This window comes from Rhizobacter sp. P3_C12 (genome assembly GCF_056402735.1).
Map to the genome: position 1 here is coordinate 1 of NZ_JBFUGW010000601.1, position 1235 is coordinate 1235.

General features: G+C 60.2%; 2 protein-coding genes. Both read left to right on the plus strand.

Features of this window, described 5'->3' with window-relative positions; all coding sequences use genetic code 11:
* Nucleotides 1-476 (plus strand): hypothetical protein (locus AC1DXV_RS34840; protein WP_477938076.1); only part of this gene is annotated, 476 nt, incomplete at its 5' end.
* A gap of 527 nt (nt 477-1003) precedes the next feature.
* A partial coding sequence (locus AC1DXV_RS34845; RefSeq protein WP_477938077.1) for a hypothetical protein occupies nt 1004-1235 on the plus strand: 232 nt, incomplete at its 3' end.

Below are 1235 nucleotides of genomic sequence, written 5' to 3' on the forward strand. Positions count from 1 at the left end.
CTTCTACAACCCCGTCAGGCTCCATTCCACACTCGGCTATCGCTCGCCCGTCGAGCATGAGCGTCACGCCGAACACACTCACTGAGATTCAACCCAAACCAACTCATTGGCGTGTCCGAAAAGACTTGACCACGACATCCAGTACAAAAATGCTCCCATCAAACAGGCTAGTCCGCGCCCGCTATATGCGCGGACTGACACCACGCTGGGGTGGTTCATACGAAGCCATGTGGTCATTTCTTGCTGAGGCCAAGCGCACTGGCGCTACAGACATCGGTCTTCTAGAACTCGAGGCGATCATCTTCGATGACATGGGTGACACAGCGCTCAATCGTGGCGATCAGGTGCTCGCGGTTAATGCCTTTCAGAAGGCGCTGGACCTTGGATCGAAGGTCGGCGGAGAGGTACCGCGTGAGCTCCCTTACTCTTGGCACTACAGATGCAAACTACCTGCGCTCCAGGCGTACTGCCGCTAGGTACGGAACCTAACCCTTCGCTGAGCTCAAAAGTTGAACGGCCGCTTTCCAGAGGCTTGCACAGCCTGTGCCAACTTCCGCTTTGGGTCGAATGCGCCAGTTCGCGAAGGCGCACAGCGGACGTTCAACACCAAGTAGTTCCACTGGCAGCACAGCGCGTTTTGACGCCCATCCGCGGGTGCTGCCTCGCTTGACCGATCTTCCGGCTACCTCCAGAAAGCCGCAGCGGCCGCATTGAGGCAGCAAGCGGCCTGTCGATAGCTCGAGGCGACCGACCGCAGCCGCTGCATTGCAGCGATCGGCTCACGACGCGATAGCCGCGCCTAGGTCGCCATCTCATGAGTAGCCGCCGGAAGCACGAGTGCCCGCTCCAGCAGTACTCCGCGGTTCGACGTTTGACGACCACGCCATCAGTCACTCAGCCGCGACTTTCAAATAGTGCAAAATTCGCCCCTGCCCGCCACTCAACCGGCGGGCTTTCGCTAGGGGTGCTGGTCACGTTCTCGTGACCGGCTGAGAGAGTCCCTTTGAACCTGATCGGTGGCGCGCTGTCGCAGGCGCGCCACGGGCTGACAGATTTATCTTGTCGGCCTGAGGTAATCCTCGCGCAGGGAAGCGTCGTGCCGCGGATCCTCTCTTCTTTGCCGCGGCCCGGTTGCGCCGACCTGCCATCGCCAAACCGGGAAGTACGATGGCATTCCGTTCTTGCAAGTCCCCTGCCCTGGCGCCACTGGCCTTGGGCATCGCATCCGCCTTCAG